Here is a 22,574-nt window from a genome sequence, read left to right on the forward strand (position 1 = left end):
AGGTGGCCAACCTCGCCTTCGCCAACGGTGGCGGCGCGTTCACCGTCAGCGCCGCGCCGATCGCCGACAGCGCTGTCGTGGCCGAGCTGGGGCTGTCCGCGTGGCTGACCCCGCGGCAGTCGCTGGAACTGGGCTACAGCGGCCAGTTCGGCAGCGAGAGCCGTGACCACGGCGCTACGGCGCGCTGGTCCGTGCGCTTCTGATCCACGTTCAACTTACCTGCTGAAGAGCATTGGGGCGGCCTGGGGCCGCCCCTTTTTTCTCCGGAGAATGCAGCCCGCGCGATCAGGCTGCCTTCATCGCGTGCTTCCGCGCACGCATCACGTTGTGGCACTCCTGCACTTCCGGCAGCAGCTGGGTCACTTCCTGGCGTACCGCCGGCGGCAGGCCCTCATCCTTCAGCGCATCCTTGAAAGCAGCCAGCAGGCGGTCTTCCGATTCTTCCAGCTCGGCCACGTAGCCATAGTTGGTGTCGCCGAACGCTGCGCGCACCTTGCCGTAGAACTGCTGCATCGAGCCGACCAGGGTGCCGTGTTCGGCGGGCTTGCCACCGGTGGCCGCAACCGCGCCACTGAGCGCGGACACGATGCGGCCCTTGACGCCGGCAATGCGGGTGAACAGTGCCGCCAGCTCGGCGTCCTTCACCTTCGTGGCCGCCTCTTCGTAGAACGACTTGCCGTCGCGTGCGATCTCGATCAGGTCGTTGAGACGATGTTCGATGGTGGACTGGGTGCTCATGTTCTGCTCCTGAAGTTCAGATTCGTTGGGAACGGACAACGGTGTGCGTTGCCTGCATCACTACCTTGGACAAAGGGCTGTGGCCCCGGGGTGAGCGTCGTTTGATGCATGCATCACGTCGCTCAACGCGGCCTGACCGCCGCTACCAGGGCACGAAAAGGATGATCCCGGTAATCACCAGCACGGCGGCCAGCACTCCCAGCAGCACCTTCCCTTGTCGCCAGCTCGGCGTCGGTTTTCCTGGCGTGTTCATCGTGTTTTCTCCTGTCGATGCGGACGCTGGCAGCCTGATGCATACGCCAGCGTCGGCACGTGCACGCCATGTGCATCGCGCGTGCACATGTGAGGGCCCTGCATGGACCATGCCGGTGGACAGCGATATCGCGCTCACCGCATGTACGCCGGGCATCAACGCCGGGCCCACTACGGTCATCCTTCCTTCCCGACTGGAGCCGCACATGGCCATCAAGACTGCCGAAGACCTGTTCATCCACGAACTTTCGGACATCTACAGCGCCGAGAAGCAGCTGACCAAAGCCCTGCCCCGCCTTGCCCGTGCGGCCGAGAATCCGGATCTCGCCGCCGCCTTCGAAACCCATCTGGAGGAAACCCAGGGCCAGATCGAGCGGATCGACCAGGTGGTCGAGACGCTGGGCATCCGTCTCAAGCGCATCAAGTGTGCAGCGATGGAAGGGCTGGTGGAGGAAGGCAAGGACGTCATCGACAGCATCGACAAGGGACCGGTGCGTGATGCCGCACTGATCGGTGGCGCCCAGAAAGTCGAGCACTACGAGATTGCGTCGTACGGCACCATCGCCGCACTGGCCAAGCAGCTGGGCTACAAGGACGCGCTCCCCCTGCTGCTGGAAACACTGGCCGAAGAAAAGTCGACCGACGAGAAGTTGACCCTGCTGGCCAAGGGGGGTGGCAACGCCAAGGCAGCACAGCCCGCCTGAGTTCCACTGCCATACGCCGCCAGGAACGGCGGCGGCAACAGGAGATCCCGATGCATCCGGATATCATCGGCTGGATGGCGACCCTTGTGCTGGTCGCCACCTTGCTCAGGCAGATGGTCAAGCAGTGGCGTTCACCACATCCCGAGACACTGTCACGATGGTTGTTCGCAGGCCAGATGGTGGCCTCGGCGCTGTTCACCCTCTACAGCCTGATGCTGGGCAGCAGCGTCTTCGTGGTGACCAATCTGCTTCTGTTGGCGACGGCTCTGCTTGGGCAGGTCTTGGCGCGGCATCGCCAGAGGCAGGCCCCCCTCCCTCCCCCCTGTTGATCACCGCTGGCGGATACCGGCCGGCCCGGGATGGCCGAACAGGACCTGATCGCGGGGACAGAAAAAGCTGCGTCGCCGGGTTCTGCCCAGATACTGCTTGCTGACGGGGCCGCCACATCGCGGACAGCTGCGTTTGGCATGCACCTGCCAGTGCCTCTTGAGCTCGTGGCGACGCTTCCATTCCAGGAACTCGTAGCTGTAGGTCCTGGCTTCGCGGATCAGTGATCCCAGCCTGCGCGGCGGCAGGTCACCCACACGCGTGGCCGGGTGTACGCCGACCCGGAACAGCACTTCGTTCTTGATGATGTTGCCAACGCCGGCAAAAACGTTCTGGTCCAGCAGTGCGTCGCACACCAGGACGTCAGGCATCGCTTTCAGGCGGCGGCGCGCGAGCCGGGGGTCCCACGCATCACTCATCACATCGGTGCGCCAGTCGTAGGCTTCTTCCAACGGGCCGTCGATGAGTTTGACCGAGCAGGCATAGAGGTTCAGTTCGCCGGCATCGAACCTCAGCGATACGCGCGGAGGCGAAGGCTTGCGCTCATCGATACGCCAGCTGCCGAACAGCATCAGATGGATCCGCAAGGTATGCGTGCCGAACTCCAGCAGGAAGTGCTTCCCCCAACTGCGCACGGATCGCACGCGCTGCCCTGCAAGCATGGACAGGTCAATCCGGCTGTTGCCCCCGACATGTCGCAGTATCTGGCCGGTGAACATCGCGGCGGCCTCGCGCAGCAGCACGATGGAAGGGCCTTCAGGCATGGCCGTGTTCTCCGAGCAGTGCCTGCAATCGCAGTGCATTGCTGACCGCATGGCCCTGCGCCGTGTTGTCCAGGATCATCCAGGCGCAATGGCCGGCACGCGCGCGGTCCCTGAGCAGCCCGGCCAGCCGTGCCAGTGTGGTCTCGTCATAAGCGCTGCGATAGATATCCGGCTGGCCGTGCCATCGCCAATAGCTCCAGCCGCGGGCCCCGCCCGGCTCGCCCGCCTGCGCGACCCGCGCCGGGTCCGCCGCCACGCGCGCGATGTCATGGAGCGCCAGCAGCGCATCCACCTCGGCACTGAACCAGGAGGGATGTCGAGGCTCGCACGCCACCTGCCTGCGCGTGCGCCGACGCAGATCGTGCAGAAACGGTTCGACGTGCTGCGGCTCGTACGCCAGGCTGGGAGGCAACTGCAACAGCAGCGCACCCAACCGGCTGCCGAGTTCTTCCACCGCAGCCAGGAACGGGTCGAGCAGCGGGCCGGCACCGCGCAGCCGCTGCTCGTGCGAGATGGAACGCGGCATCTTCACCGTGAAGCGGAAATCGTCCGGAACGGAAGCGGCCCAGCGCAGATAGGTCTGCGGCAGGTGCGGGCGATAGAACGAGGAGTTGATCTCGACCAGGGAAAGGCGCGTGGCGTAGCGCTGCAGCAGACTGTCACCTCCACCGAAGCTGGAGCGATCCGCCGCCGACAGGGACCATCCTGCGCAACCGATGCGTATCCGCGTTCCGGCAGCGTGCTGCCCCACCCCAACGCTCATGACCCGTCCCCGCCAGAAGGCGCGGCCTGCATCATCGGTCCGCCCTGACCGGTTCGCAGCAGAGGCGCCGTCAACAGCTGCAGCCTGTCCAGCGCGCTGGTCGGGATTCCGCTGATGGCCGTGCTGCGCACGAACCCGGTCCAGTCGGACAGCGCCACCCTCCCGAGTTCCGTGTGCTCCACCTGCAGCAAGCCCATCCGCCAGTGCGAGAACTGGCGGCGACCGATGCGACCGCGGTTGAGCTCGACCACACTGTGATGGCTGCCGCTGTCGAGGATGCGCCGCCACGCGGCGTCCACGCCCTGCTGTGGCCCCTCCAGATACTGCAGGAAGCGATGGCCATCGAACAGAAGCACGCCGGTGATGTCCGCTGCTTCATTGAATGCCACCGCGTCGTTGACGAGACCGCGCAGGCGCTCCGCGCTCAATGAGGCAACGGCTTCGCTCGCATAGGCAATCGCACGCAGAGGCATGGGGGCACCGACGGTTGCAATAGGCTCTACCTTAGTCTTCGCCGCCGAAGGTCCAGTGACTTCGGCGTGGAGGCTGCGTTCAAGTGTAGGGTCGACTCTGCACTCGAGGAGATGGCACGAGGTATACGGCAGCCCAACACGGGAGACATTCCAGGGCCGACCAGAACCGGAACCCGGGCAACAGCAATCGCGGTTTCGCTTCGTTGCAGTGGTGCTCCAGCCCCTCGCCCTGCCCGTTGCCGCCGATGCGCGCTCAGGCCTGCAGCACGGATGAGGGAGCCGCAGGCGGCATCGTGTACGTGCGCGCGGCAGCGGCCGGCCGACCCTCCGCAGCGGACAGCACCTGCATGACCCGATGCTCGGCTCGACGCTGCGTGACCTCCACGCCCACCACGTAGACGAAGCGGCCATCGAACTTGGCCTGTGCGCCGTCGAGGCCGTCTGCCAACAGCAGTGCCCGCTTCAGCGACTTCATCCAGGCGCGGGAGGGCACCCTGTCAAGTTCGACGACGACTGCCATGCCACCGCAGGCGAGCGGCATGCTTTCCACGCGCAGCACCTGGGGCGCAGACAGGGATCCGGAAGCGTTCATTGGGCGACTCCTCGTGCGGGGACGGCGGCAGTATCCACAGTGATCGCCAAGGCATCGTCAACGTTGCCGGCCCATCCGTGCACGCTGCCTGCACGGCACGCGCGGCTTCGCGTCGACACCACATCATCTCCGCATCGCCTTGATGGCCTGCGGCGGACACTGTCGTTCCCACGGCTCTATAGACCTACCTCATGCCTCGCACGACCGGCCAGCCTCCCTGCAATCTGCTTCTGGTGGAGGACCAGTTCGATCTGGCGGCACTCATGGAACAGGCACTTGAGGACAGTGGCGACCACGTCACCCATGCCTACAGCGTGTTTGATGCCCTCGGCCTGCTGGACCGTCAACGGTTCGATGGCGCGGTACTGGATGTGGAACTGCGCGATGGCGTGGTGTTTCCGGTAGCCGACCGCCTGGCCGAACTGAAGATTCCCTACCTGTTCGTCTCCGCGGTGTACGACCAGCTGGTACCTGCACGCCACCGGCTTGCCCCCTTCGTCGCCAAGCCGTTCCACATCGAGGGCCTGCAACGCGCTGTCCGTCAGACGCTCTGCAGCGATACGGCGGCGGGAGGCCAGCGCCGTGGATGTTCGCTGCGCTGAACACCGTCGAGCCGCCCATCGTCGAGCGATCCATGGCATGGCTGCTGGAACGCGAGCAGCCCTGGTATGGGCGATGGCACCTACGACACGCTCTTCGCACTGATGAATCCAGCCTAGCGCAGGCACGGAATGCAATGGAGGCCGCCGCCGGCAGACGCCGGCGGTGGCTTCAGCGCGCGCTGCGCCGGCAGGCCGCCTGCACCAGCATCAACTGCGCGACCAGGATCAGCATCGCGCATCCCGACAGCAACCACGGGTCGATGTACCACTGCGCGTTGAAGCTGAAGCTGCCTGAGGAAATGCGCTTCCAGCCGTTGAAGTGCTGCATCGCCGCCACCACGAACGCGAAGCCTCCCGCGGAGAAGGAGAGCCAGGGCACGACGATGCCGCCGGGCCGCGCGAACAGGGTCAGCACCCCCAGCACGCCGATGACCGTGCGCTGCACACGGCAATAGGGACAGACGTAGGCCAGCCCGCTCCACTCCACCGACCACGCCAGCAGGCTCACCAGCACAGCCACGGCGCCTGCGATGTACAGGGTCTTCGCTGGAATCGTCATGCCGCCATCGTCTGCCATCCTGTGCCTCCTTCGTCGCCGGACCCGCGCAGGGTAGCGTGAAACGCGCCGTAGGACCCCACCCCGCAGCCCTGTGCGCGGAATGCTCTCAACGCGGGCTTCACCTGCTCTGGAGTCCGATCGGCCCATCTCCTGTGCCCTCGCGCACGGCCACCCTGCCTGTCTCCGCCTGAGGATATCGACGTGAACCACTCATCGCCTCCCCTTGCCATCCTCGTTGCACGCGTACTGCTGATGCTGCTGTTCCTGGTCTCCGGCCTTGGCAAACTCGGCAACCTGGCCGGCACACAGAGCTACATGGAGACGATGGGCGTGCCCGGCATCCTGCTGTGGCCGACCATCGCTTTCGAGATCGTTACCGGCCTGTGCATCCTGCTGGGCTTCCAGACCCGTCTGGTCGCCGCGGTCCTGGCCGGTTTCAGCCTGGTGACCGCCTTCATCTTCCATCACCAGTTCAACGATCCCACCCAGCAGATCATGTTCCTGAAGAACATGGGCATCGCCGGTGGCTTCATTCTGCTGGCCTGCACCGGCGCCGGCCGCTACAGCATCGATGGTCGCCGGCGTCGCGGATGAGGGCACGCTCGTCCATCTGAGGCTGACGGGGGTGGCAGCGTGTCGTTTTTCACCGCTCCCCCGCCTTCGCGATCTGCGCCGGCGCCCGACACCGCGCCGGTTGCGGCCCCCTGCCTTGCCTGCATCGGCGGGCCTGTGATTACGTGGTGCTCCAGATCGGCAACGCGCAAGGTCCTGCATGAGCGACACGGTGGATACCTTCTGCCCCTGGATCATCGGCCGTCCCTGCCTGCCGGTCGGCGAATGGGCGGACTGGTCACAGGTGCTGGTGGCAGTGGTGATCGGCTTCGCTGCCATCTATGTGCCCTGGCAGATGTCCCGCGCGCAGACCCAGCGCCGCATCACCACCTCGCTGACACTGTGCGGCATCACCCTCTTCCAGTTCCTGCAGGCGGCGAAGCTGGCCACGGATCGATCCGGCGACACACAGCTGTATCGCTACCACCGCACCTGCGGCATGGACATGCTCAACTCGCTGCGTCAGATTCCAACGCACGAGCTGATCGACTGGGATGTGATCCACGCACGTATCCATCTGGAGATGCGCTGCGTGCAGCTGATCGAGTACGCCGACAACTGGCATATCGAGCAGGAGGGCTTCGCGCGCCTGCCCGACAGTACGCTGGAGGAACTGGCGCACCGCATCGGCCTGCTCCATGCAAGCCTGGATGAGGTGCGCGGCCTGCTGTTGCGCAGGCGGATGTTCTGGCCATGGCTCTCGCGCCGGGTCGTTGCCTTCGAGCGGCTGCCGACAGCGCCCGGGCCGGTCAGCCGGAGCGCATCAGCGATCCGATAAGGGTGGCCGATGCAAGGCCTCCCCAGGACAACAGCGCCACCGCGATCAACAGCACCTTTCGATACATCGCCTGCGCCTCGTTCCGGTAGGGGGCATCGCGGCTGTACGGCCTGGCCAGACCGAACAGCTCGCCGGTGACCGTCAGCGCCCCCAACAGCAACAGGGCCAGCATGCAGAAGCCGAATACCGTGCCCACGTCGCCCACACGTGCGCCGTCGGTTGCGGCACCGGAATGACCGGCCAGGGCTTCGAAGAACGTCCCGACCCAGCCGGCCAGCAGCCCAGCCAGGATCGCGACGAGCGCCAGGTGGCTGAGAAGATGCACCCAGAAGCGGACCGGCAGTTTCATCGCGTGTTGTCCTTCATCCAGTCACCGGCTGCCTTGGTCATTGCCTCCACTCTCCGGGTTGCGCTGCCATCGGCCGCGAAGATGCCTATGGCGGCGCCGATCACCGTACACGGCTTGATGCCGATCGCGCCTGATACCACCGACATGGCCATGGTTGCCTTGAACGACGCCCCCTGGTCGGAGAAGGCGCTGGCCGCGTCCGCCACAACCCCCGCCGCCTTGGCCAGCGCAGGATTGCTCGCACCGGCACGCGTGGTATCGCTCTTGGCATCCTCGCACGCCTGCTTCTCCGCAGCCTCGGCTCTGGCCTTCTGCATCGCATCGAAATCCTGCTTGGCGGCCTTGATTCCGTCCACCGTCATGTAGCCTCCGGCGGCGCCTGAAATGCACAGCACAACAGATGCCACTGTAGGCTCAAGCCCCAGCGGATCGGTGCGTTGGATTGGGTTTGCGGCAGCATAGGCGTAGGTGTTGAGGCCGCCTGCCAGGCCGATCGGATCGCTCTGGACATAGCGTGCAATGGACGCATCGTAATCGCGGAACCCGTTGTACCAGAGTCCACTTTCGGCATCGTAGTACTGCCCCGGGAAGCCGATGTTGAGGCCTCCAATATCATCCTGCTGCACACTTCGACCGTAGGCATAGTTGTAGGCCTTCCAGACGGTCGCCTGCTGCGGGCTGCTGACGAAATCGGGACGGCCCAGGTGGTCGGTATGGACGAAGTTGAGCTGGCCATTGCGCGAAAGACCCACCAGCTCACCGTTGAACCACAGGTAGTTGGTCCAGGTGTTGTTGCTGAGCTCGGCCAGCATCTGGTTCTGGTCGCTGTAGAAGTATCGGCTGGTAGCGGTGGCATTGGCCTTGGCCACACGCTGCCCCTGCGCATTGATCAGGTAATCGGTGACCTGTCCCGCGATGTTGGCACGGCTCATCCGGTTGAACGCGTTGTATTCATACGTGCTGACCCGGCTGCCTGCCGTCTCGCTGATGCGATTGCCCAGCGCGTCATACTGGTACTGCCGTGTCCCATCCTGGTTGGCGTAGCCCAGCACCCGGTTGCTTGCCGGGTCGATGGTGTACTGCGTCAACTGGTTCCCGGCCTGGTAGCGGTCATGGTTGCCACCGGCATCATAGGAAAGCTGGTTGTCGATTCCGAACCGCCTCAACTGGGTCAGCCTGCTGAGCGCGTCGTAACCGATCGTCTGGGTCAGGTCGGGCACTGCGGCATCGATGATTGCAGTCATCTCGCCGTCCGCGCTGTACTGATAATCCCAGTAGCTCAACCGGGCGCTGTTGGGGCCCCACACCGACATCGCGGTCAGTCGGCCATCGGCATCATGATTGTAACCGCGGGCCAGTCCATTGCCGTACGCCAGCCAGCCCGACGCGCCGGTCGCTTTCCAGCTGGCCTGGGCGATGACCGCACGCGAAACGCCGTCGATCGTTGCGGTCATCGACGCCAGTCGTCCGCCGGCGCCGTACGCGTAGTTGACGCGGTCAGCGTTGGGATAGGTGATCTGGTTCGGGCGCCCAATGCCGTCGTAGAGAAATTCCGTGCTGTGATCGGTCTGCTGGCCGGCAACAGTGATGAAGTCCCGCCGGATCCACAACTGCCCGCTTGGAACGTAGGCGAAGTGGGTCGCGGTGTCGGGGCCGGAGAGGCCGCACAGCATGCCCTTGCCCCAGGCACACCAGTCGTAGCTGAAGTCCTGCCGCTGGCCATCACTCTGCATCGATGCCAGTCGACCCAGTCCGTCGTAACCCATCGCCACGGTGCTGCCGTCGCTGCGGGTGGTCGACACCCGCAGCCCGACCGCATCGTACTGATGTAACGTAATGCCCGTATCCGGGCTGGCCTGCTTCCACAAGTTACCCAGTCCGTCGTACTCGTAGGTCGTCACCAGCCCCCGCGGGTCGCTGACCCGCGCAACGCGGCCACCCGGATCGTAGGAGACGTGGGTGGTGCCATTGGCCGGGTCCACTGCCTGCACCATCTGCCCAAGCGCGTCGTAGCTGAGTTGCCTCACGCGGTTCTGCGAATCCGTGATCTGGACAAGGCGGCCTTCGGCGTCGTAGGCATACCGGATGTTCTGTCCATTATTGCCGCGCTCGCCAATGAGCCGTCCCAGTTCGTCGTAGTCGTAGTTGACGCTGAACGTCACAGCGTTCAATCCCATCAGGGTCAGAGTGATCACAGACATCAGCGGACTCCTTCCTTAGCGTCCAACCAAATGGGCGGCGTGACCCGCATCGGCTCTTGGCAGTTGGGACCATTTGGACCATTGGGGCAATGCCAGTCCCCGTTTTCCACCACGATGGTGACGTAGGGACGGGGGCCCCACGCTGTTCCGCTCGTAGCCATCTGCGCGACATAGGAATAGCCGCCGATGCCTACGCCGTCGTGATAGGGCGCGATATCGAAGCTGAAAGTGGCGATCCCCCCTGGCGGAACAGGTGCCGACAATCCATGTGATTGCGTCGGGAAATCATGGCCCCAGGCGAGATAGGTGTTGCCATCCCAGGTGACATTGCCGGTGTTGCGCACCTGCGCTGTGAGGGTCACCCGGTCGCCGTTGTAGATGTGATACGAACTGGAGTTGAAGGTGATGAATTCGGCACTGCGCACAATCGATGGAACCGTGAATGCGCCCGAGCGGTTGATGGTCAGGTTGGCCTGGCCGACCGGCGAGATGCCGTGGATGTAGATCGGCTTGCCGCCATGGTTCTGGCGCAGCGCAGCGTCCAGCGGCAGCTTGAACCAATAAGCCGTACCTCTCGCTTGGCAAGCGTTGGCAACGTTGCCATCAGTGGGAAGGTTGGCAGTGCCGGCGATCGCGAATGCGCCGCCGCCGGCGGAACCGCCGACGTAGGCATGCACATCGATGGAACTATCCACACCCACCGAGCAGGCCCAGCCTTCTACCGCGTAGTTGCCGTTGCCGTCATGAGTGACGCCACCGATGTCTCCCACCACAGTCGCCTGCGGTACCGCGAACACGCCCGAATTGGCGAGCGCACGATTGTGGGCGCCGCCCTGTGGCGACAGGCCGTACAGGGTGATCGTGCGTCCGCCCAGCTGCTGTCGCTGGGCCAGTGACACCGGCAGCTGGAAGCGGTAAGCGCTGCCGCCCGCCTGGCAGGCAGAGGCGACACCCGGTTCACTGGCCAGGTTGGCCTGCGCAGCGGCCAGGAACTGACCTTCCGCGTAGCCATGGACCTCGATGGAGGCGTTGGATCCAGTACTGCAGGCCCAGCCACGCAGGAACCAGTTCCAGTTGCCGTCGTGGGTCAGTTCGTCAATCACGCCGGTAACCGTGCTGCCCAGTGGGAAGTCGGTGTGTGCCACCTCCTTGCGTGTGATGTTCGAGGCGGCGTCATAGCTGTAGCGCGTCCATGCGTAGGTGCCGTCGCCCAAGGGAACCACCTCCGCCAGGCGGCGCCGTGCTGCGTCGTACTCGTAGCGCTCGATCACTCCATCGGGCCGGGTGGCGCTGGCCAGATTGCCCGTCGCGTCATAGCCGAAGGTCGTCGTGGCCCAGCTGTCGCCGAAGCTGTCGCGCTGGCTGACCACGCGGCCACGCGCGTCGTAGCTGTACTCGCGAACCTGACCATTGACCTGGATGATGCGGGCCGGTTGGCCAAGCCCGTTGTAACCACTGAACGCGATGCTGTGTCCCAGCGCGTTGGTCACGCTGACCAGGTCGCCATTGGCGTCATAGACCGAGGTGACGTCATCCTGCGCCAACGGGCCATCCACCTTCATGGAGGCCTTCAGCCCATTCGGGTGATACGTGTAGGTCAGCGTGGTCGTACGGCTCTGCCCCGGGGCACCATGACTGGAGAGGTTCTTCTCTGTCACCGATGCAACATTGCCGCGCGCGTCGTAGGTGTAGCTGGTCTCCTTGTCGTTGGCGACCGACACCTTGGTCCGGCGATTGCGTGCCGTGTCCCATTCAAAGGTCGTAGTCCGCTGCACGGCTGTACCTACCGCATCAACACGCTTCAGCAGATAGCCCTGGGGGCTGTAGTCGAAGTCGGTCAGGTTGTCGGCGAAATCGTGGACCAGATCAGGATAACCATTGGCGTCGTAGCTGCTCTCCTTGTAGCTGGCTGCGCAGCGCGGTGAGGCGGCGCCGGTCACCGACACCGGGCGACCATCTTCGTAGGCGTGGGTTGTCCTGCGACCCAGTGGATTGGTTTCGATCGCCTTGATCTTGACAGGGCGCGCCTTGCCTTCAGGTGTCGAGGACAGCTGGATGCTGCCGATTCCCGTGCCGGCGCCCGTGCCTGCCATGGGAACACTGCCACCCGGCAAAGAGCGCGGCTGATAGCACATCATCCCGTTGCGCGTGTCCTCGCACCAGCCCCGCTCTGCCTCCACGAAGATGCCACCCGGCCGTGCCGGCGCGGGTGGCGGCAGCACCTGTTCCGTGCTTTCCACCACGTAGCTGATGGTGTGGCGTTCGACGCCACCGGCATGCTCGGAGAGAACCGCACGGCGATTCTCGTCGTAGGCAAAGGTGGAATAGCGCACACCATTGAAGGACTTTCCGGTGAAGCCGCCGGGATACCGCGCGTCCTCATAGTGATAGGTTATGGTGGTGGCTGGCGCGCCTGGCAGCGTGGTCGATGCCAGACGCCCCCGCCCAGTCCCGAACACGTTGGGTGTATAGGCGTACTGGAAGATGTTTCCGGCCGGATCGGTCACCTGCGTGACTTGGCTGCCGCTCCAGGTGAACTTCACCTGGCGGCCGGAAGAGTGCGTGACCGTCTGCAGGTACTTGTTGCTGTAGACGAAGTTCCAGGCGATCCCCTGCTCGTTGCGAAGCTGGGTGATGTAGCCCTCTGCGTTGTAGTTCTCCGCACCATTCTCATCGTTGTGAAGCGTGAAACTGCCGTCCGCATTCTTGACGATGTAGGCAATGGGCTGTGCCTTGTCCTCGTTCCAGTGGCCGCTGGCGGGATCGCGCTGGAACTTGATCCGGCGACCGTCCGGCCGTTGGTTCCAGAGAGTGTTCTGGCCATCAGAGAACGCCAGCGAGTAATCGAAGTTGCTCAGCCAGTGATTGCCGAAAAGGCCGGTCGCACTCCAGTGATGGTTGTAGCTGCGTCGCAGGAACAAGCCCATCTCACTGGCACTTGCGAAGTCCAGCTCGTGCTCGACCTTGTTGCCGGTGTACAGGACGATCGGATTGCCGGTCGTTCCATCGCACTGCTTCTCGCGGTCGTCGGTCTCCTGCTCCTTGGCGGTCTGGTTGGGGGCTGCACCGCCACCACCACCGCCGAGGAAGTCCCAGCGTCCGCCTCCTCCCCCCATGTCGAACAGATGCCACGGGATGATCTCGTTCTGTATGCGCTTGGCGCGCACTTGAACTGTGTCGATATCGGTGGGCTTTTCCGCCGCTTTCACCGAAGGCGCGACAGCCACGCCGGCGCAGAGGGAAACAAGGGGAAGAAACAACAGTACGTTGGAACGGGACCTGCCTGTCACGCGGAGCTTCATGCTCTCTCCAATTCCTGTATGCGGGCTGTTCAGCTGGGACTTTGGTACCTGAATGAGACGACCTTCCGCCCGGAGCCTAACAGCTGATTCAGGTAGATGGAAGTTTTGTGAAACGGCGGCCCATAGACGCGTGCAGCCTGGCGCCCGATACGACCGCCAAGCCCGTTGATCACACGGTGGGGACCGTACCCCCATCGATCCGATACTCCGTCCCTGCGATCGACGCAGAGCGCGGGGAGGCCAGGAAAGCGATCAGGTCGGCCACCTCCTGTGGCTTGGCAGGTCGACCCACCGGAATCCCGCCCAGCCAATCCATCACGATCTTCCTGCCACCTTCGTAATCCGTTCCGGCCTCTGCGGCCATCCTCGCCGCGAACGCCACGGACGCCTCGGTCTCGATCCAGCCCGGCGCAACGCTCAGTACGCGCACTCCCTTGGGTGTCACCTCTCTGGCAAGCGACTTGCTGTACGTGGTGAGAGCGCCCTTTGCCGCAGCGTACGCAGTGGTGGACTCCGGCAGCGGCAGCACGCGCTGGATGGAGCTGACATGGATCACCACGCCCGACCCCTGGTGCAGCATCGCAGGCAGCAGTGCACGGTCCAGGCGCACCGCGGACATGAGATTCAGGTTCAGCTCGGCGAACCAGTGCGCATCGCTAATGGCAGCGAAGCCACCACCGGGCGTGTTCGAGCCTCCGAGCACATTGATCACGATGTCCACACCTCCCCACTGCCGGAGGACGGCCTGCGCAAGGTGATCCGTGCCTTCCGCGGTCGACAGGTCGGCAGCGACGTAGGTGACGCCCTCGCGCGTCTGGGTGGGAACAGTACGCGCGGACGTCGTCACGCGCGCTCCGGCCTCCGTCAGGGTTTTCACAACGGCAGCCCCCAGTCCCAGCGTTCCTCCTGTGACCACTGCCCTCAGGTCCTTCAGTTGAAGGTCGAAGTTCATGCCGTGATCTCCAGCGATGCGATCCGGCCACGCTCCAGTCCAAAGCGGTACGTCAGAACCGTCGGGCTGCCGGGAAAGTCACCGGTGACGTCGGCCTGCACCCTGTGGATGTCGTCCTGCCGCTCGATGACAAACGGCACACTCGTCGCGTGGTACCGGGCCGTTGCCTCGGCCATGAACGCCTTGATGGCATCGATGCCCACGTAGGTATGTCCGTCGTCCTTCATCACCGCGTGTGCCGTGAAGCACTGCGTCAAGGCGTCCGGGTTCTGCTCTGCCGCGAAGTACGCCGCAATGGGCTCGGGAAGGGTCAAGGCGCTCACGTTTCTGTCTCCTCGGGTGGATGGCCCGTAGGATGCTCACCCAGGCTAATTTATTGAATATCCTAGAATCCGGATGGGCTCTTTAGAAACGAGTACATAATGCGCGGATCCGACTTTGCTGAACTCAGGGCCTTTGTTGCCGTCGTGGAGCGTCAGAGTTTTGCGCGAGCCGCAGAGCATCTTGGCCTGTCGCCTTCGGCGCTGAGCCAGACGATCCGCCAGCTCGAAGGTCGCATCGGCGCCCGCCTTCTGAATCGAACCACGCGCAGCGTCGCACCCTCGGCAACGGGCGAACTGCTCTACAGGCGCATCGCCCCGCTGTTCCGGGAGATGGCTGCTGCAGTGGCAGATGCCGGTGAGGCGACGGGGCGGATGAGCGGCACGCTTCGCATCAACACGCTGGGCATCGCGGCAAGGACGGTCATCGCCCCACGGCTTGCGCGCTTCCATCGCGCGCATCCTGATGTCGTGCTCGACATCGTGGTCGACGATGCGCTGGCCGATATCGTCCGGGGCCGCTTTGATGCAGGCATCCGCGTCGGCGGCCAGCTCGAAAAGGACATGGTGGCCGTCCGTCTTACTCCCGACATGAAGATGATGGCGGTGGCATCCCCCGACTACCTCTCACGTCGAGGCACCCCCACCTCGCCGGCCGAGCTGCACGAGCACGCGTGCATCAACTGGCGACTCGAGATGGATGGCAGGCACTATCGCTGGGAGTTCGAGAAGCAGGGGCATCGGCTCGATCTAGCCGTCGATGGCCCTGTCATCACCAATCACGCTGACGTCGGCATTGCTGCTGCGCTGGGTGGGCTCGGCATTGCCTATCACTTCGAGCAGGACGGCGTAGGCGAACTGCTGGCCCAGGGGCGGCTGGTCCGGGTCCTGTCGGACTGGTCGATCTCGCGCCCCGGGCTGTTCCTCTACTACCCGAGCCGGCAGCATCGACCCGCCCTGCTGGGCGCCTTCATCGACTGCCTTCTGGATCAAGGGCCATTCGAAGAAGGGAAGCAGACGGAGGTGCGGTTGCGCTGAGGATGGGGTGGGTCCACCCGCAAACGAACTGAAACAGTTCTGGATATCCGATCCACGTCGAGGCGACGGTCCGCTTCGCGCTGCAGGATCGGCCATGACGGGATCCGGCCGCCGCGCACGATGACGCACGCCCGGCGGCCTTCGCTTCAGGCCTTCGATGACGCCGGGGATTTCCGGCGACGCGCCTTGGGCACCATCTTCGTCGGTGGCGGGAGGCGTTCCACCTTGCCGGGGCGCACCGCATTTTCGTCGCCATGCAGCGTCAGCAGCGACTCCATGAGATGCTCGTCGCTGCTGGAGCAGACCCCAAGCAGCACCACCTCGTCACAGCCCTCGGCCGCGATGTAGGCGTGGCCCATGTTGGAATCGATGTAGACCGACTGCCCGGCCTCGAGCACGACCGGATCGTAGAATTCGGTATGCACTTCCATGCGGCCTTCGAGTACGTGGATGTACTCCTCGCCGGAGTGGTGTACCAGGGCACCGAATTCCTCGATGGTTTTCGCCCGCACACGGGTCAGTACCGGGATCATGCGCTTGCGGCGCAGCTCCGGGCAGAGATAGAAATAGTCATAGTTTGGCGTGGTGACCCGGATCGCGTCCTCAATGCGGCCGATGCTGCGGCGCGCGGTCACCGACGGCTCTACGGCATCGGCATCCTCGGCGAACAGCTCGGACATCCGCAATTGCAGCCGCTGCGCGAGCTGCAGGAGCTTGTCATAGCTGAGGGTCAGGCGATCGTGCTCGACCTTGGACAAGGTGGACAGCGGAATGCCGGAGTGTTCGCTCATCTGCTTGAGCGTCCAACCCTTGCGAGCGCGCAGCGACCGCAGCAGTCCGCCAATGGTGGGGTGTTGTGACGTCATTCTTGCGGTATCTCCTGGAACACCAGTACTTCTGCTGGAACCTCCCAGCCCGGGTCATGATCACCCTCGGGGATGTCCTTTGGAAAGAGCAGTTCCCTGCCCAGGCACCCTGGCCCGGGACTTTCGGCACGGGTTGACAATTCTCTGATTAGGATCATTATCGCCAAATCAGGATATATCCGCCACCGTGCGACGTGCCAGACGCACAGGAGGCCGTCCAGTCGCTTCAGTTCGGAGACCGTTCGATGCGTAAGATCCCTGTCCTCCTGTGCAGCGCGGTGCTGACCATGGTCGCTGCGCTGCCGCTGCAGGCCCAGCAGGCCATCGCTCCGCCCGTATCGGTGCCGCCGACAACGGCGCCCGTACCCACCGCGCCCTCCTTGCTGCCGGCCGCAGAGAACACGCCTTCCGCGCCGTCAGCAGGCGCGCCGGTCCTGACCCGCGAAGACGCCGAGGCCTGGCTGGACGGCATCATGCCCTATGCACTGGCCAACGGCGACATCGCCGGCGCCGTCGTGGTGGTGGTGAAGGATGGGCGGATCCTGGTGCAGAAAGGCTACGGATACGCCGACCTGGAGAAGCGCGCACCGGTTGATCCGGAAAACACGCTGTTCCGCCCCGGCTCTGTCTCCAAGCTGTTCACCTGGACGGCGGTGATGCAACTGGTCAGCCAGGGCAAGCTGGACCTGGACGCCGACATCAACACCTATCTTGATTTCAAGATACCGCAGCGTGACGGCAAGCCCATCACGCTGCGGCACGTGATGACCCATACCACCGGAATGGAAGAGCAGATCCGCGGGCTGATCACCTCCCGCCTGGACGAGGTGGTACCGCTCGGTGATGCACTCAAGAACTGGACACCCGAGCGCATCTACGCACCGGGCACCACACCGGCCTATTCGAACTACGCCACGGCACTGGCCGGCTACATCGTCGAGCGCGCCTCGGGCCAGCCGTTCTACGACTACATCGACGCGCAGATCTTCAAACCACTGGGCATGAAACACTCCAGCTTCCGCCAGCCATTGCCGGCAACGCTGCTGTCCGGCATGTCCAAGGGATATGAGCGCGCATCGTCCGGCGAGGCCAAGGAGTATGAATTCATCAGCCTGGCGCCCGCCGGCAGCCTGGCCGCCACGGGATCGGACATGGGCCGTTTCATGATCGCCCACCTGCAGGACGGTGCCTTTGGTGATGCGCGCATCCTCGATGCCGCCACTGCACAGCAGATGCACTCCACCGGTCAGGCGTCGATCGGACCGCTGAACCGGATGATGCTGGGTTTCTACGAGACCTCGGTCAATGGCCACCGTGCCATTTCGCATGGTGGCGATACCCAGTGGTTCCATAGCGACCTGCAGCTGTTCCTGGACGATGGCATCGGCCTGTTCGTATCGATGAACAGCGCCGGGCGCGACGGGGCAACCGGGCACATCCGCACTGCGCTGTCGCGCGGTTTCGCCGACCGTTACCTGCCCGGCAAGCCGGCCGCACCACAGGGCGTGTCGAAGGAGGAGGCCCTCCTGCACGCTTCACAGATGGCAGGCACGTACGTAAGCAGCCGCCGTGCGGACAGCAGCTTCGTGTCGCTTTCCAATCTTCTGGGACCAGTCAAGGTCATCGCCAACGACGATGGATCCCTTACCGTGAGCGCGGCGATCGGCTACGGTGGCGCGCCGAAGAAGTGGCGCGAGATCGCACCATACGTCTGGCAGGACACCACCAGCACCGATCGCCTGGCGGCAGACGTGGTGGAAGGAAAGGTCACGCGCTTCACCCTGGAACCGTACGCACCGATCATGGTTTTCCAGCGCCTGTCGAGCTGGCACGCCGCCTACCTGCCGCTGCTGATCGCCAGCCTGATCGTCGTGCTGCTGACCGTGGTCGCCTGGCCGGTGTCGGCACTGGTCCGTCGTTACTATGGCGTGCCCTACCGGCTGAGCGGCGTGGACGCACGCGCCCATCGCCTGGTGCGGATCGGTGCGCTGCTCTCGCTGCTGGCCACCAGCGCCGCGCTGGCGCTCGTGGCGAGCATGCTGAGCGCCCTGGAAATGACCTCGCCAAGAAGCGACGTCATGATCAATGCGATGCGCCTGTTCGCCACCGTTGCCCTGCCCGTCGGCGCAGCGTTCGCGGTCTGGAATGCCTGGCATGTCCTGCGCAGTCAGCGCAGATGGTTGGCCAAGCTGTGGGCCGTGCTGCTGGCACTGGCCTGCCTGTTCCTGCTCTGGCTCGGCTTCGCGCCGCAGGTCCTCGGTTGCGGCGCGAACGCCTGAGCCCCCCGGCCGGCGGGGCCGCCGCCGCCCGCCCCCCCCCCTCCTTCCTTCTGCACGAGGCAGTGGTGGCCCTTCGACTTGAGCTGCACAACGAACCGTTGCCGATGTCGGCACCGTTCCGCATCGCCGGACATGTCTTCGAGGCAATGCCGGCCACCGTGGCGACCCTGTACGACGCGGACTTCATCGGCCGCGGCGAGGCTGCCGGCGTCTACTACAACGACGACCAGCCGGACACGATGAAAGCCACGCTGGAAGCACTGCGTCCACGCATCGAAGCCGGCATCGACCGCGATGCGCTGCGCCAGCTGCTGCCCGCAGGTGGCGCGCGCAATGCATTGGATGCCGCGCTGTGGGAACTGGAGGCACAGCGCAGCGGGCTGCCGGTATGGCAGCTGGCCGGCCTGGATGGTGTGCGCCCGCTGTTGACGACCTTCACGGTGGGCGCTGATACACCGGAGGTCATGGCCGAGCGCGCAGCCGCCTATGCGCAGGCACGCGCGCTGAAACTCAAACTGACAGGCGACCCCGAACTGGACACAGCTCGCGTGCGCGCCGTACGCGCACGCTGTCCGACGCCGTGGATCGGGGTCGACGCCAACCAGGGCTACACCGCGGCCACGCTGCCGTTGCTGCTGCCGGCACTGGTCCAGGCGCACATCTCGCTGCTGGAACAGCCCTGTCGGCGCGGGCACGAATCCGACCTGGACGGCATCGAACGCCCACTGCCCTTCGCCGCCGATGAAAGCATCCTTGACCTGGCCGAACTGGAAGCGTTGCACCATCGTTTCAACGTCATCAACATCAAACTCGACAAATGTGGCGGGCTGACCGAAGGCCTGATGATGGCCCGTCGCGCGCGTGAGCTGGGCAAGCAGGTGATGGTCGGGAACATGTGCGGGACCAGCCTCGCGGCGGCACCGGCCTTCGTGCTCGGGCAGTTCTGCGACATCGTCGATCTGGACGGCCCCACCTTCCTGGTGAAGGATCGCACGCCTTCGGTACGTTACGTGGATGGTTTCATCGATTGCGGCGACGAGGTATGGGGGCCGCGGACCCACCCATGAGCATGCCGGCCGATCTCCATGGCAAGACCTGGTTCGGCCAGCCGCGCGGACTGACGATCCTGTTCCTGACCAACATGTGGGAGCTGTTCTCCTACTATGGCATGCGCACGATGCTGGTCTATTACATGACCAAGCAGCTGCTCTTCGCACAGGAAAAAGCATCTTTCGTCTACGGCCTGTACACGGCGATGGCGTACTTCACGCCGATCATCGGCGGGATCATCGCTGATCGTCATCTCGGCAAGCGCAACGCGGTCATCCTGGGCGGCAGCATCATGGCCTTCGGCCATTTCCTGATGGCGTTCGATTCAATGTTCTACCCCGCGCTGGCGACGATCGCGCTGGGTAATGGCCTGTTCCTGCCCAGTCTACCCAGCCAGATCAACGACCTGTACGCCAGCGACGATCCCCGCCGTGGGCGGGCCTACAACGTCTATTATGTCGGCCTCAACATCGGTGGCCTGCTGGCCCCGCTGGTGTGCGGCACCCTGGGCGAACTGTACGGTTGGCATTATGGCTTCGGCGCCGCCGGCATCGGCATGTTCATCGGGCTGCTGATCTACGTGGCCGGTCGCCGTTACCTGCCACCGGAGCCCCCCCGCCGCACGCGGGTGATCACCGATGCCGGGCCCACCCGCAGCGACCCGCGGATCTGGTGGTTGCTGCTGGGCGTTGGACTGGCCGCGACGATTTTCCGTGGCGCCTACGAGCAGATCGGCAACACGCTGCCGTTGTGGATCGACAGCCGCGTTGACCGTGTGGTCGGAGGCTTCCTGGTACCGATGACGTGGTTCCAGTCGCTCAATCCGCTGCTGGTGATCGCGATCACCCCCGTACTGCTGGCCCAGTGGCGACGTCGTGCAGACCAGGGCCGTGAATCCTCCCCGGCCCGTCGCATGGCCATCGGTGCCTTGATCGTCGCCGTCGCCTACGTGCTGCTTGCCGGGCTCGCTGCGGGTGCCGGCCAGATGCTGGTCAACGGACTCTGGCTGGTGGCCTTCTTCATGATCCTGACGCTGGGTGAGCTGTACATCCTGCCGACCGGGCTGGGGCTGTTCGCCCGGCTCGCGCCACCGCGCCTGGGCGCGACCACCGTTGCCTCCTGGTTCCTCGCCGTCTTCAGCGGCAGCCTGCTGGCGGGACTGGTGGGCACGCTGTGGTCGAGGACCAGCCACGCCGGCTTCTTCCTGCTGCTTGCCGGGCTGGCCGCGGTTGCCGCGCTGATCCTGTGGCGGCTGGATCGGCCGATACGTTCGTTGTCATCATGATGGAGAAAGCACCATGCCGCGATTCACGCCGACCCTGCTCGCCTTCACCCTCGCCCTCGCCGCCTGTACCACGGCCCGCAGCGCCGATGCGCTCCCGCGCTACGACCTGGTAATCCGCAACGGCGTGGTCTACGACGGCAGCGGCAGTTCGCCCCAGCGCGTGGACGTGGCAGTGCGGGATGGTCGCATCGTGGAGCTGTTGCCCGCCGGCAAGGCGGCGCTCGCCGGGAAGGAGATCGACGCCGGCGGCAAGGCAGTCGCCCCGGGTTTCATCAACGTGCTGAGCTGGGCGACGGAGTCGCTCATCGTTGATGGACGCGGTGTCAGTGATACCAAGCAGGGGGTGACGCTGGAGATCTTCGGCGAAGGCTGGTCGATGGGACCGGTCAACGAACGCATGAAGGCCGATGCCCTCAAGCAGCAGGCCGATATCCGATACGACATCCCCTGGACCACCCTCGGTGGCTACCTGGAACATCTGCAGCAGCGGGGCGTCACACCCAATGTCGCGTCGTTCATCGGCACTGCGACGGTCCGCATCCATGAGCTCGGCGAGGACGACGTCAAGCCAACCCCCGAGCAGCTTTCCCGCATGCAGGACGTGGTTCGCCAGGCGATGCGCGAAGGAGCGCTGGGCGTAGGCAGTTCGTTGATCTACCCGCCGGGCAGGTTCGCCGAAACCGACGAACTGATCGCGCTGGCCAAGGCCGCTGCCGAATCCGGTGGCGGATACATCTCCCATATGCGCAGCGAAGCCGATCGCCTGCTCGAAGGCATCGATGAGGTCGTGGCCATCGCACGTGCAACCGGCCAGCATGCCGAGATCTACCACCTGAAGGCAGCCGGCGAGAAGAACTGGCCGAAGATGCAGCAGGCGATCGATCGCATCGAGGCAGCGCGCAAGGAAGGACTCAAGCTGAGTGCGGACATGTACGTCTACACCGCAGGCGGGACATGGCTTGCGGCGAGCATGCCACCGTGGCTGCAGGCCGGTGGCCACGACGCGATGATCCGGCGGCTCAAGGATCCCGCCACGCGCGCGCGGCTGATCGCCGAAATGCGCGATCCGAACGTGCCCTGGGAAAACCTGCGCATGCTCGCCGCATCGGATGCACGATTGGTTCCAATCGAATTCAAGAGCGAAGCACTGAAGCCCCTGGCCGGAAAGTCACTGGCAGCGATCGCGCGTGAACGCGGGACATCCGTTGAAGAAACAGCGATGGACCTGATCGTCGAGGACGACCACCGCATCGGCACCGCCTACTTCCTGATGAGCGAGGACAACATCGAGCTGGGGTTGAAGCAGCCGTGGGTGAGCCTGGGTTCGGATGCCGAGTCCGCCGCGCCGGAAGGTGTTTTCCTGAAATCCAGCACGCATCCGCGCGCCTACGGCAACGTGGCGCGTTTCCTCGGCCACTACGTCCGCGACCGCAAGCTGATGCCGCTGGAAGAGGGCATCCACCGACTTACCGGCCTGCCGGCCAGCAACTGGAAGCTGACTGATCGGGGTTGCCTGCGCGCGGGCTGTCATGCCGACATCGTGATCTTCGATCCCGGCACCATCACCGATCACGCGACCTACGAAAAACCCCAGCAGTACGCGACCGGCGTCAGCGATGTCTTCGTCAACGGCGTACAGGTGCTGCGCGAAGGCGAGCATACCGGCGCCACGCCGGGCCAGGTGGTCCGAGGGCCGGGCTGGACGCCAGCCACGCGCTGACCGCTTCACACATGATTTTTCCGAATGTATTGACAATTCTCTGATTAG

General features: G+C 64.5%; 23 protein-coding genes and 1 pseudogene. 12 read left to right on the plus strand and 12 right to left on the minus strand.

Annotated elements, in window-relative coordinates; genetic code table 11:
• On the plus strand, positions 1–203 hold a 203-nt coding region (locus tag IMX13_RS05170), incomplete at its 5' end, for a hypothetical protein (protein ID WP_193395947.1).
• An 82-nt stretch (positions 204–285) separates the two neighbouring features.
• Here the strand turns inward: IMX13_RS05170 and IMX13_RS05175 are convergent.
• A complete protein-coding gene (locus IMX13_RS05175; RefSeq protein ID WP_053517176.1) occupies positions 286–738 on the minus strand; it encodes a PA2169 family four-helix-bundle protein in 453 nt (150 codons plus the stop codon).
• Between the two features lie 458 nt (positions 739–1,196).
• Here IMX13_RS05175 and IMX13_RS05180 point away from each other — a divergent pair, with 458 nt between their 5' ends.
• Both IMX13_RS05180 and IMX13_RS05185 read left to right on the plus strand, forming a co-directional pair.
• Complete coding sequence (locus IMX13_RS05180) at positions 1,197–1,694, plus strand: ferritin-like domain-containing protein (RefSeq protein ID WP_193395948.1); 498 nt, start codon at positions 1,197–1,199, stop codon at positions 1,692–1,694.
• Positions 1,695–1,744: 50 nt separating this feature from the next.
• Positions 1,745–2,023, plus strand: coding sequence for a hypothetical protein (locus IMX13_RS05185; protein ID WP_053517173.1), 279 nt, complete (start codon positions 1,745–1,747; stop codon positions 2,021–2,023).
• Here the strand turns inward: IMX13_RS05185 and IMX13_RS05190 are convergent, their stop codons facing one another.
• The 4 genes from IMX13_RS05190 to IMX13_RS05205 form a co-directional block, all read right to left on the minus strand.
• Positions 2,024–2,785, minus strand: coding sequence for a DNA-formamidopyrimidine glycosylase family protein (locus IMX13_RS05190; protein WP_193395949.1), 762 nt, complete (start codon positions 2,783–2,785; stop codon positions 2,024–2,026). It abuts the gene before it with no gap.
• Positions 2,778–3,548 carry a DUF72 domain-containing protein gene (locus tag IMX13_RS05195; RefSeq protein WP_193395950.1) on the minus strand — a complete coding sequence of 257 codons (771 nt, stop codon included), beginning with the start codon at positions 3,546–3,548 and terminating at the stop codon, positions 2,778–2,780. Before IMX13_RS05195 ends, IMX13_RS05190 begins: the two co-directional genes overlap by 8 nt.
• A complete protein-coding gene (locus IMX13_RS05200; RefSeq protein WP_193395951.1) occupies positions 3,545–4,021 on the minus strand; it encodes a BLUF domain-containing protein in 477 nt (158 codons plus the stop codon). Before IMX13_RS05200 ends, IMX13_RS05195 begins: the two co-directional genes overlap by 4 nt.
• Positions 4,022–4,274: 253 nt before the next feature.
• A complete protein-coding gene (locus IMX13_RS05205) occupies positions 4,275–4,613 on the minus strand; it encodes a hypothetical protein (RefSeq protein ID WP_227255307.1) in 339 nt (112 codons plus the stop codon).
• Positions 4,614–4,804: 191 nt separating this feature from the next.
• Between IMX13_RS05205 and IMX13_RS05210 the strand changes: the two genes are divergently transcribed.
• Entirely contained in the window at positions 4,805–5,215 is a 411-nt protein-coding gene (locus IMX13_RS05210) for a response regulator (protein ID WP_193395952.1), read from the plus strand.
• A pseudogene (locus IMX13_RS18845) lies at positions 5,197–5,283 on the plus strand (glutathione S-transferase family protein); the annotation flags it as partial. The gene IMX13_RS05210 and the pseudogene IMX13_RS18845, both read left to right, overlap by 19 nt.
• A gap of 101 nt (positions 5,284–5,384) precedes the next feature.
• On the opposite strand, the gene IMX13_RS05215 reads toward IMX13_RS18845, so the two are convergent.
• Positions 5,385–5,792: a hypothetical protein gene (locus IMX13_RS05215; protein WP_065174466.1), complete on the minus strand. Its 408-nt coding sequence runs from the start codon at positions 5,790–5,792 to the stop codon at positions 5,385–5,387.
• Positions 5,793–5,975: 183 nt separating this feature from the next.
• Between IMX13_RS05215 and IMX13_RS05220 the strand changes: the two genes are divergently transcribed.
• Together IMX13_RS05220 and IMX13_RS05225 are read left to right on the plus strand one after the other, a co-directional pair.
• Positions 5,976–6,368: a DoxX family protein gene (locus tag IMX13_RS05220; RefSeq protein ID WP_111186238.1), complete on the plus strand. Its 393-nt coding sequence runs from the start codon at positions 5,976–5,978 to the stop codon at positions 6,366–6,368.
• Positions 6,369–6,546: 178 nt separating this feature from the next.
• On the plus strand, positions 6,547–7,164 hold the full coding sequence (locus IMX13_RS05225) for a hypothetical protein (RefSeq protein ID WP_154582332.1): 618 nt from the start codon (positions 6,547–6,549) through the stop codon (positions 7,162–7,164).
• Here IMX13_RS05225 and IMX13_RS05230 read toward each other — a convergent pair.
• From IMX13_RS05230 to IMX13_RS05250, 5 genes are all read right to left on the minus strand, one after another.
• Positions 7,136–7,513, minus strand: coding sequence for a hypothetical protein (locus IMX13_RS05230; RefSeq protein ID WP_164151281.1), 378 nt, complete (start codon positions 7,511–7,513; stop codon positions 7,136–7,138). The two genes, IMX13_RS05225 and IMX13_RS05230, sit on opposite strands and share 29 nt — an antisense overlap.
• A complete protein-coding gene (locus tag IMX13_RS05235) occupies positions 7,510–9,714 on the minus strand; it encodes an RHS repeat-associated core domain-containing protein (RefSeq protein WP_128987744.1) in 2,205 nt (734 codons plus the stop codon). Before IMX13_RS05235 ends, IMX13_RS05230 begins: the two co-directional genes overlap by 4 nt.
• Positions 9,714–12,941 carry a DUF6531 domain-containing protein gene (locus tag IMX13_RS05240; RefSeq protein ID WP_319637170.1) on the minus strand — a complete coding sequence of 1,076 codons (3,228 nt, stop codon included), beginning with the start codon at positions 12,939–12,941 and terminating at the stop codon, positions 9,714–9,716. Before IMX13_RS05240 ends, IMX13_RS05235 begins: the two co-directional genes overlap by 1 nt.
• A gap of 244 nt (positions 12,942–13,185) precedes the next feature.
• A complete protein-coding gene (locus tag IMX13_RS05245; RefSeq protein WP_065181600.1) occupies positions 13,186–13,968 on the minus strand; it encodes an SDR family oxidoreductase in 783 nt (260 codons plus the stop codon).
• Positions 13,965–14,291 (minus strand): nuclear transport factor 2 family protein, encoded by a 327-nt coding sequence (locus IMX13_RS05250; protein WP_193395953.1) that lies wholly within the window; start codon positions 14,289–14,291, stop codon positions 13,965–13,967. The genes IMX13_RS05245 and IMX13_RS05250 overlap by 4 nt, the downstream gene beginning before the upstream one ends.
• A gap of 99 nt (positions 14,292–14,390) precedes the next feature.
• Here IMX13_RS05250 and IMX13_RS05255 point away from each other — a divergent pair, with 99 nt between their 5' ends.
• Positions 14,391–15,326, plus strand: a complete 936-nt coding sequence (locus IMX13_RS05255; protein WP_193395954.1) for a LysR family transcriptional regulator — start codon at positions 14,391–14,393, stop codon at positions 15,324–15,326.
• Positions 15,327–15,472: 146 nt separating this feature from the next.
• Here the strand turns inward: IMX13_RS05255 and IMX13_RS05260 are convergent, their stop codons facing one another.
• Complete coding sequence (locus tag IMX13_RS05260; protein WP_164151289.1) at positions 15,473–16,192, minus strand: XRE family transcriptional regulator; 720 nt, start codon at positions 16,190–16,192, stop codon at positions 15,473–15,475.
• Between the two features lie 245 nt (positions 16,193–16,437).
• On the opposite strand from IMX13_RS05260, the gene IMX13_RS05265 reads away from it, so the two are divergent.
• The 4 genes from IMX13_RS05265 (at position 16,438) to IMX13_RS05280 (ending at position 22,526) form a co-directional block, all read left to right on the plus strand.
• On the plus strand, positions 16,438–18,471 hold the full coding sequence (locus IMX13_RS05265) for a serine hydrolase domain-containing protein (RefSeq protein ID WP_193395955.1): 2,034 nt from the start codon (positions 16,438–16,440) through the stop codon (positions 18,469–18,471).
• A gap of 65 nt (positions 18,472–18,536) precedes the next feature.
• Positions 18,537–19,538, plus strand: a complete 1,002-nt coding sequence (locus tag IMX13_RS05270) for a dipeptide epimerase (RefSeq protein WP_239519772.1) — start codon at positions 18,537–18,539, stop codon at positions 19,536–19,538.
• The gene (locus IMX13_RS05275) at positions 19,535–20,806 is read left to right on the plus strand and encodes a peptide MFS transporter (RefSeq protein ID WP_227255308.1); all 1,272 of its coding nucleotides are present in this window, start codon (positions 19,535–19,537) and stop codon (positions 20,804–20,806) included. Before IMX13_RS05270 ends, IMX13_RS05275 begins: the two co-directional genes overlap by 4 nt.
• 13 nt (positions 20,807–20,819) lie before the next feature.
• On the plus strand, positions 20,820–22,526 hold the full coding sequence (locus tag IMX13_RS05280; RefSeq protein WP_193395956.1) for a D-aminoacylase: 1,707 nt from the start codon (positions 20,820–20,822) through the stop codon (positions 22,524–22,526).
• Positions 22,527–22,574: the final 48 nt, after the last annotated feature.

This window comes from Stenotrophomonas sp. B2 (genome assembly GCF_014947095.1).
Lineage (GTDB): Bacteria > Pseudomonadota > Gammaproteobacteria > Xanthomonadales > Xanthomonadaceae > Stenotrophomonas > Stenotrophomonas maltophilia_P.

Excerpts from the sequence above, each read along its gene's own strand:
- IMX13_RS05175 (WP_053517176.1), bottom strand. The coding sequence starts at position 738 with ATGAGCACCCAGTCCACCATCGAACATCGTCTCAACGACCTGATCGAG.
- IMX13_RS05180 (WP_193395948.1), top strand. The coding sequence starts at position 1,197 with ATGGCCATCAAGACTGCCGAAGACCTGTTCATCCACGAACTTTCGGAC.
- IMX13_RS05185 (WP_053517173.1), top strand. The coding sequence starts at position 1,745 with ATGCATCCGGATATCATCGGCTGGATGGCGACCCTTGTGCTGGTCGCC.
- IMX13_RS05190 (WP_193395949.1), bottom strand. The coding sequence starts at position 2,785 with ATGCCTGAAGGCCCTTCCATCGTGCTGCTGCGCGAGGCCGCCGCGATG.
- IMX13_RS05195 (WP_193395950.1), bottom strand. The coding sequence starts at position 3,548 with ATGAGCGTTGGGGTGGGGCAGCACGCTGCCGGAACGCGGATACGCATC.
- IMX13_RS05200 (WP_193395951.1), bottom strand. The coding sequence starts at position 4,021 with ATGCCTCTGCGTGCGATTGCCTATGCGAGCGAAGCCGTTGCCTCATTG.
- IMX13_RS05205 (WP_227255307.1), bottom strand. The coding sequence starts at position 4,613 with ATGAACGCTTCCGGATCCCTGTCTGCGCCCCAGGTGCTGCGCGTGGAA.
- IMX13_RS05210 (WP_193395952.1), top strand. The coding sequence starts at position 4,805 with ATGCCTCGCACGACCGGCCAGCCTCCCTGCAATCTGCTTCTGGTGGAG.
- IMX13_RS05215 (WP_065174466.1), bottom strand. The coding sequence starts at position 5,792 with ATGGCAGACGATGGCGGCATGACGATTCCAGCGAAGACCCTGTACATC.
- IMX13_RS05225 (WP_154582332.1), top strand. The coding sequence starts at position 6,547 with ATGAGCGACACGGTGGATACCTTCTGCCCCTGGATCATCGGCCGTCCC.
- IMX13_RS05230 (WP_164151281.1), bottom strand. The coding sequence starts at position 7,513 with ATGAAACTGCCGGTCCGCTTCTGGGTGCATCTTCTCAGCCACCTGGCG.
- IMX13_RS05235 (WP_128987744.1), bottom strand. The coding sequence starts at position 9,714 with ATGTCTGTGATCACTCTGACCCTGATGGGATTGAACGCTGTGACGTTC.
- IMX13_RS05245 (WP_065181600.1), bottom strand. The coding sequence starts at position 13,968 with ATGAACTTCGACCTTCAACTGAAGGACCTGAGGGCAGTGGTCACAGGA.
- IMX13_RS05255 (WP_193395954.1), top strand. The coding sequence starts at position 14,391 with ATGCGCGGATCCGACTTTGCTGAACTCAGGGCCTTTGTTGCCGTCGTG.
- IMX13_RS05260 (WP_164151289.1), bottom strand. The coding sequence starts at position 16,192 with ATGACGTCACAACACCCCACCATTGGCGGACTGCTGCGGTCGCTGCGC.
- IMX13_RS05265 (WP_193395955.1), top strand. The coding sequence starts at position 16,438 with ATGCGTAAGATCCCTGTCCTCCTGTGCAGCGCGGTGCTGACCATGGTC.
- IMX13_RS05275 (WP_227255308.1), top strand. The coding sequence starts at position 19,535 with ATGAGCATGCCGGCCGATCTCCATGGCAAGACCTGGTTCGGCCAGCCG.
- IMX13_RS05280 (WP_193395956.1), top strand. The coding sequence starts at position 20,820 with ATGCCGCGATTCACGCCGACCCTGCTCGCCTTCACCCTCGCCCTCGCC.